This window comes from Microbacterium sp. HMWF026 (assembly GCF_003061325.1).
GTDB classification, from domain to species: domain Bacteria; phylum Actinomycetota; class Actinomycetes; order Actinomycetales; family Microbacteriaceae; genus Microbacterium; species Microbacterium testaceum_E.
Window position 1 is genome coordinate 1 of record NZ_QAJB01000077.1, and the last position, 6,536, is coordinate 6,536.

Here is a 6,536-nt window from a genome sequence, read left to right on the forward strand (position 1 = left end):
GCCCCCGCCGACGAGGCCGCCACCGCGGACGAGGCCGCCACCGCGGACGAGGCCGCCACCGCGGACGAGGCCGCTGCAGCGTCGGTCGAGGCCGAGGTCCCGGCGCCGACCACACCCGAGACGACCGCTGCGGACGTCGCCGCCGATGCGGACGCCGCCGCCCCCGCCGACGCCGCTGCGGCGACCGATGCTCCGGCCGAAGACGCCGCCGCGTCGACCGACGCCGCCGAGCAGACCGACGCCGCCCAGCAGAGCGACGCCGAGCAGGCCGACGCCGCCGAGCAGGCCGACGAGACCCCGGCCCGCGGTCGCGGCCGCAGCCGTTCGCGCAATCGCAACCGCAACAAGGCGGATGCCGCCGACAAGACCGACCCCGCCGCGGGCGATGCCCCCGCCGACGAGACCGAGCAGAACGCCCCGCGCGAGAACGCGCAGCAGGGTGGCGGTCAGCGCGACAACAACCAGCGCGACAACAACCAGCGCGACAACGCGCAGCAGGGCGGTCAGCAGGCCCAGCAGCAGCAGGGTCCGGCCAACAGTCGCAACCGTCAGCGCAACAAGCGCCGCGGCCAGACCACCACGGGCGACGAGTTCGAGACCGAGATCGGCGAGGACGACGTCCTCGTTCCGATCGCGGGCGTGCTCGATGTCCTCGACAACTACGCCTTCGTGCGCACCACCGGCTACCTGCCCGGCCCGAGCGACGTCTACGTCTCGCTCGGTCAGGTCAAGAAGTACAACCTGCGCAAGGGCGACGCGGTGGTCGGCGCGATCAAGCAGCCCCGCGAGGGCGAGCAGCAGGGGCGACAGAAGTACAACGCGCTCGTGCAGGTCGACTCCATCAACGGTCTGTCGGTCGACGACGCGGCATCCCGTGTCGAGTTCAACAACCTCACGCCCCTGTACCCCCAGGAGCGCCTGCGTCTCGAGACCGGTCCCGAGAAGCTGACGCAGCGCATCATCGACCTGGTCGCCCCGGTGGGCAAGGGCCAGCGCGGCCTCATCGTCGCGCCGCCCAAGGCCGGTAAGACGATCGTGCTGCAGCAGATCGCCAACGCCATCGCGCACAACAACCCCGAGGTCCACCTCATGGTCGTGCTCGTGGACGAGCGCCCCGAAGAGGTCACCGACATGCAGCGGACGGTCCGCGGCGAGGTCATCGCCTCGACCTTCGACCGCCCGGCCGAGGACCACACCACCGTCGCCGAACTCGCCATCGAGCGGGCCAAGCGTCTGGTCGAGCTCGGTCGCGACGTGGTCGTGCTGCTCGACTCGATCACCCGCCTGGGTCGCGCGTACAACCTCGCCGCACCGACCTCCGGTCGCGTGCTGTCGGGCGGCGTCGACGCGTCGGCGCTGTACCCGCCCAAGCGCTTCTTCGGCGCCGCGCGCAACATCGAGAACGGCGGATCGCTCACGATCCTCGCCACCGCGCTGGTCGAGACCGGTTCCAAGATGGACGACGTCATCTTCGAGGAGTTCAAGGGCACGGGCAACAGCGAACTGCGCCTGAACCGCCAGCTCGCCGACAAGCGCATCTTCCCGGCCGTCGACGTCAACGCGTCGAGCACCCGCCGCGAAGAGATGCTGCTCAGCAACGACGAGGTCAAGATCACCTGGAAGCTGCGCCGCGCCCTCGCCGGCCTCGAGCCGCAGCAGGCCCTCGAGGTCGTGCTCGGCAAGCTCAAAGAGACGCAGTCCAACGTCGAGTTCCTCGTGCAGATGCAGAAGTCGATCCCGGCGCCCGCGCGCGGCGGTGACGACAACAGCATCCGCTGAGTCCGGCGGGAGGCGTGATGTCGGAGCCCGCGATGTTCGAGTCGGTCCGCGGACTGCTCGACGAGCACAAGGCCGTTCAGGAGGAGCTCTCCGACCCGGCCGTGCACGCGGACGCCGCGCGCGCCAAGCGCGTCAACCGGCGGTACGCCGAGCTCTCGAGGATCGTCGCGGCCCACGAGGCGTGGGCCGCGGCATCCGATGATCTGGATGCCGCCCGCGAACTTGCCCGCGAGGACTCCGCCTTCGCGGACGAGGTCCCGGCGCTCGAGGAGCACGTGTCCGAGACGCAGGAGCGTCTGCGGCGCCTGCTCATCCCTCGCGACCCCGACGACGCGCGCGACGTGATCATGGAGATCAAGGGCGGCGAGGGCGGGGCCGAGAGCGCCCTGTTCGCCGCCGATCTGCTGCGCATGTACCTGCAGTACGCCGCCTCCATGGGGTGGAAGACCGAGCTGCTCGAGCGCACCGAGAGCGACCTGGGCGGCTACAAGGACGTGCAGGTCGCGATCAAGGGGTCCTCGAGCGACCCCGCGCAGGGCGTCTGGGCGCACCTGAAGTACGAGGGCGGCGTCCACCGCGTGCAGCGCGTGCCCGCGACCGAGTCGCAGGGGCGCATCCACACCTCGACGACCGGCGTGCTCGTCTTCCCCGAGGTCGATGAGCCCGAAGAGGTCGCGATCGACCCCAACGACCTCAAGATCGACGTGTTCCGCTCGTCGGGACCCGGGGGGCAGTCGGTCAACACGACCGACTCGGCCGTGCGCATCACGCACGTGCCCACCGGCATCGTCGTGTCGATGCAGAACGAGAAGTCGCAGCTGCAGAACCGCGAGGCCGGCATGCGCGTCCTCCGCGCCCGCCTGCTCGCCAAGCAGCAGGAGGAGCGCGACGCGGTCGCGGCCGATGCGCGGCGGTCGCAGATCCGCGGGATGGATCGCTCGGAGCGCATCCGCACGTACAACTTCCCCGAGAACCGCATCGCCGACCACCGCACCGGGTACAAGGCCTACAACCTCGATCAGGTGATGGACGGCGCTCTCGGCCCGATCATCGAGTCGGCCATCACGGCGGACGAAGAGGCGCGTCTGGCCGCTCTGGCCGACGGCTGAGTGCCGTCGCGCGGCGTCCCCCGTCGCGTAGTCTCTCGTGATGTCCACCGCCGCCGAGATCGTCACCTTCGACGATTCGCCGCCCCCGCCGGGGCTGTCGCCGTGGGTGGGGACGCCCGAGCAGCCGCGCAGGATCGAGATCGTCGAGGCGGATGCCGCCTGGCCGCGCACCTTCGCCGTGCTCCGCGACCGCCTGCTCGACGCCCTCGGCGAGCGGGCGCTGCAGATCGAGCACGTCGGATCGACGTCGGTGCCCGCTCTCGCGGCCAAGCCCGTGATCGACATCGACCTGACCGTGGCGGACACCGACGACGAGGACGCCTACGTGCCCGCCCTTGAGGCGCGCGGTTTCGTGCTGCGCGTCCGCGAGCCGTGGTGGCAGGGGCACCGATGCCTCGTGCTCGCCGCCCCCGCGGCCAACCTGCACGTCTGGCCGCCCGACAGCGCCGAACCGGTGCGCCATCGTCTGTTCCGCGACCATCTGCGCGGGAACGCGGCGGATCGCGAGCTGTACGCGCGCACCAAGCGCGCCGTCGCCGTCGACGGGTTGATGAGCGCCTACAACGCGCGCAAGCAGCAGGTGGTCCGCGAGATCTCCGCGCGGGCCTTCGCCGCCGCGGGCCTGCTGCCCTGAGTCACCGGTCCCACGCCGGCGGGTGCGCCAGGGGCCCGCGGCGCATCTCGAGCTGCGCGGCGAGCGAGAGCAGCGTCGCCTCGCCGCCGGGCCGTCCGATCAGCTGCACCGAGACGGGGTGGCCGTCGGCATCCGCCGTCACCGGCAGGGTCAGCGCCGGCAGACCGGCGACGTTGACGAAGCTCGAGTAGGGCGCGTACTCGACCTGCATCGCGAACGTCCGCTCGGGGGAGTGCCCGGCGTAGGCGCCCACCGGCTGGGGAGACTGCGCCAGGGCCGGGGTCAGCACCGCATCGAACGCGGCGAAGTCGGCGATCGTCCGTCTCTCGAAGGCGCGGGCGGCGGTCAGGCCCTCGAGCAGGGCGAGCGATGTCAGCCGCCGCCCCTCGTCGACCAACCACGCGGTGAGCGGCTCGACCAGGGCCGCATCGGCAGCGCTCAGCGGAATTCGCGCGGCGCTCGCGCGCCACAGCACGTGAAAGAGCTCCGGATAGCCCCGGGGATGCCAGTCGGCGTCGTCGACGCCGTGCCCGGCCTCGGCGAGCCAGGCGGCGGCGGTGTCGACCGCGGTGCGCGCGGCCGGGTCCAGGACGATCCGCTCGGTCTCGTCCCACGGCGACACGGTCGTCGTGCCGATCCGCAGGCGCCCGGGCTCGCGACGTGCCGCGTCGGCGAACGAGCCGACGCCCCTCGCGCCGGTCGCGTACGGGTAGGGTCCGAGCGCGACCAGGGCGTCCAGCAGCACTCCCGCGTCCTCGGCGCTGCGCGCGATCGGGCCCGTCACCGACAGCTGGTCGGGGGAGTCCAGGCCCGAGCCGATCGGCAGCCGCCCGCGCGAGGGCTTCAGCCCCACCACGCCCACCGTGGCCGAGGGGATGCGGATCGACCCCCCGCCGTCCGAGCCCACCGCCGCCGGCAGCAGGCCGGCGGCGACCGCGACGGCCGCTCCGCCGCTCGAGCCGCCGGCCCCCGCGGAGGGGAGCCACGGGTCGCGCGCGGGCGCGTGGATGAGGGGCTCGGTGAAGCCGGTCAGCCCGAACTCCGAGGTGCTCGTCTTGCCGACGTTGACGGCGCCCGCGTCGTCCAGCGCCTCAGCGAGCGGATCGGATGCCGTCGGCACGTGATCCACGCGCGCCCGCGAGCCGTAGCGGGTGGGCACCCCCGCGCGCGCCACCAGATCCTTGTCGGCCAGGGGGACGCCCCAGATCGCCCCGGACGCGGGGCGGGGGAGTGCGCGCGCGCGGGAGATCGCCGCATCCCTCGTCACCTCGACGAACGCACCCAGATCGTCGATCCGGTCGATGCGGTCGAGGTACGCGGTCGTCAGCTCGGCGGGCGAGAACTCACCCGCTCGCAGCGCCGAGATCTGGGCGGCGAGCGGGAGTTCGTGCAGGCGCGGCATCCCTCGAGCCTAGGGTGCGCGTCAGATCCAGTACTCGGGGGTGGTGAGCAGGGCGCGGGTGTCCTCGCCGCTGCGTCGCGTGCGCGCTTTCGCGGGCACCCCCACCAGCACGCTGTCGGGCGGGGCGTCGCGCGTGACGACGGCGTTGGCCCCGACCACCGAACGCGCACCGAGCGTGATCGGACCGAGGATCTTCGCCCCCGCCCCCACGGCGACCCCGTCGTGCAGGGTCGGGTGGCGTTTGCCGCCCTCGCGCTGGCGGCCGCCGAGGGTGACGCCGTGATACAGCATGACGTCGTCACCGACCTCGGCCGTCTCTCCCACGACGACCCCCATGCCGTGGTCGATGAAGAAGCGACGGCCGATGGTCGCGCCCGGGTGGATCTCGACGCCCGTCAGCCAGCGCGTCACCTGCGAGAGCGCCCGCGCCGGAAATCGCAGGCCGCGCTGCCAGAGCCGGTGCGCCACGCGGTAGGACCACACGGCGTGCAGCCCCGGGTACAGCAGGGCGATCTCGAGGGCCCCGCGCGCGGCGGGGTCGCGGAGCTTGGCGGAGGTGATGTCTTCGCGGATCCGCGAGAGGGCCCCCACGTCAGTCTTCGCGCAGGTGCTCGTACAGAGCGGTGGAGAGGTAGCGCTCGCCGTACGAGGGGATGATGACGACGATGTTCTTGCCCGCGGCCTCGGGGCGGCGCGCGATCTCGAGAGCGGCCCAGATGGCCGCGCCCGACGACATGCCGACGAGGATGCCGTCCTTCGCGGCGGTCTCGCGCGCGAGACGGATCGCGTCGTCGAACTCGACGTCGATGACCTCGTCGATGATGTCGCGGTCGAGGATCGCGGGGACGAAGTTGGGGCCGATGCCCTGGATCTTGTGGGGGCCGGGGTGGCCCTTGGTCAGCACGGGGGAGTCCGCGGGCTCGACGGCGACCACCTTGACCCCGGGGACGCGCTCCTTGAGCACCTGGCCGACGCCGGTGATCGTTCCGCCCGTGCCGACGCCGGCGACGAAGTAGTCGACCTTGCCGTCGGTGTCGCTCAAGATCTCTTCGGCGGTGGTCTTGCGGTGGATGGCGGGGTTGGCCTCGTTCTCGAACTGGCGGGCCCACACGGCGCCGGGGGTCTCGGCGACGATGCGCTTGGCCTCGTCGACGGCGTGCGACATGCCCTTGGTGGGGTCGGTCAGCACGAGCTCGGCGCCGAACGCCTTGAGCAGGATGCGCCGCTCCTTCGACATCGAGGCCGGCATCGTCAGGATGACCTTGTACCCGCGGGCCGCGCCGACCATGGCGAGCGCGATGCCGGTGTTGCCGCTGGTCGACTCGACGAGGGTGCCTCCGGGCTGGAGTTCGCCCGAGGCCTCGGCGGCGTCGACGATCGCGATACCCAGGCGGTCCTTGACGCTGGATGCGGGGTTGTAGAACTCGAGCTTGGCGAGGATCTGGCCCCCGGCGCCCTCCGCGACGCGGTTCAGTCGCACGAGCGGCGTGCCGCCGAATGCAGAGGTGATGTCGGAGTGGATGCCGGGCATGGCTCGCCTTTCGCCGTCGGTCGGGACGCGCTCATTTTAGGTGAGCACCCTGGGGCGGACCGGCCGTGTTACGCCGCGCGA

At 72.2% G+C, this 6,536-nt stretch carries 6 protein-coding genes; 3 read left to right on the top strand and 3 right to left on the bottom strand.

What is annotated here, in order from left to right; translation table 11 throughout:
* The 3 genes from rho to DBR36_RS03695 form a co-directional block, all read left to right on the top strand.
* Window positions 1-1,779: transcription termination factor Rho (rho, locus tag DBR36_RS03685; RefSeq protein ID WP_181373465.1), on the top strand; the 1,779-nt coding region annotated here is incomplete at its 5' end.
* Window positions 1,780-1,811: 32 nt separating this feature from the next.
* Entirely contained in the window at window positions 1,812-2,888 is a 1,077-nt protein-coding gene (gene prfA / locus DBR36_RS03690) for a peptide chain release factor 1 (RefSeq protein WP_108317625.1), read from the top strand.
* 40 nt (window positions 2,889-2,928) lie between these two features.
* Window positions 2,929-3,522 (top strand): GrpB family protein, encoded by a 594-nt coding sequence (locus tag DBR36_RS03695; RefSeq protein ID WP_108317621.1) that lies wholly within the window; start codon window positions 2,929-2,931, stop codon window positions 3,520-3,522.
* Window position 3,523: 1 nt separating this feature from the next.
* Here DBR36_RS03695 and DBR36_RS03700 read toward each other — a convergent pair whose 3' ends face one another.
* From DBR36_RS03700 to cysK, 3 genes are read right to left on the bottom strand one after another with little or no spacing between them, the layout of a single operon-like run.
* Window positions 3,524-4,924, bottom strand: coding sequence for an amidase (locus DBR36_RS03700; RefSeq protein ID WP_108317622.1), 1,401 nt, complete (start codon window positions 4,922-4,924; stop codon window positions 3,524-3,526).
* Window positions 4,925-4,945: 21 nt separating this feature from the next.
* Window positions 4,946-5,515: a serine O-acetyltransferase EpsC gene (gene epsC, locus DBR36_RS03705; protein ID WP_108317623.1), complete on the bottom strand. Its 570-nt coding sequence runs from the start codon at window positions 5,513-5,515 to the stop codon at window positions 4,946-4,948.
* Between the two features lies 1 nt (window position 5,516).
* Window positions 5,517-6,455 carry a cysteine synthase A gene (cysK, locus tag DBR36_RS03710; RefSeq protein WP_108317624.1) on the bottom strand — a complete coding sequence of 313 codons (939 nt, stop codon included), beginning with the start codon at window positions 6,453-6,455 and terminating at the stop codon, window positions 5,517-5,519.
* Window positions 6,456-6,536: the final 81 nt, after the last annotated feature.

What these genes read in the sequence shown, in the direction of transcription:
- DBR36_RS03700 (WP_108317622.1), bottom strand. Translation starts at nt 4,924, where the DNA reads ATGCCGCGCCTGCACGAACTCCCGCTCGCCGCCCAGATCTCGGCGCTG.
- prfA (WP_108317625.1), top strand. Translation starts at nt 1,812, where the DNA reads ATGTTCGAGTCGGTCCGCGGACTGCTCGACGAGCACAAGGCCGTTCAG.
- DBR36_RS03695 (WP_108317621.1), top strand. Translation starts at nt 2,929, where the DNA reads ATGTCCACCGCCGCCGAGATCGTCACCTTCGACGATTCGCCGCCCCCG.
- cysK (WP_108317624.1), bottom strand. Translation starts at nt 6,455, where the DNA reads ATGCCCGGCATCCACTCCGACATCACCTCTGCATTCGGCGGCACGCCG.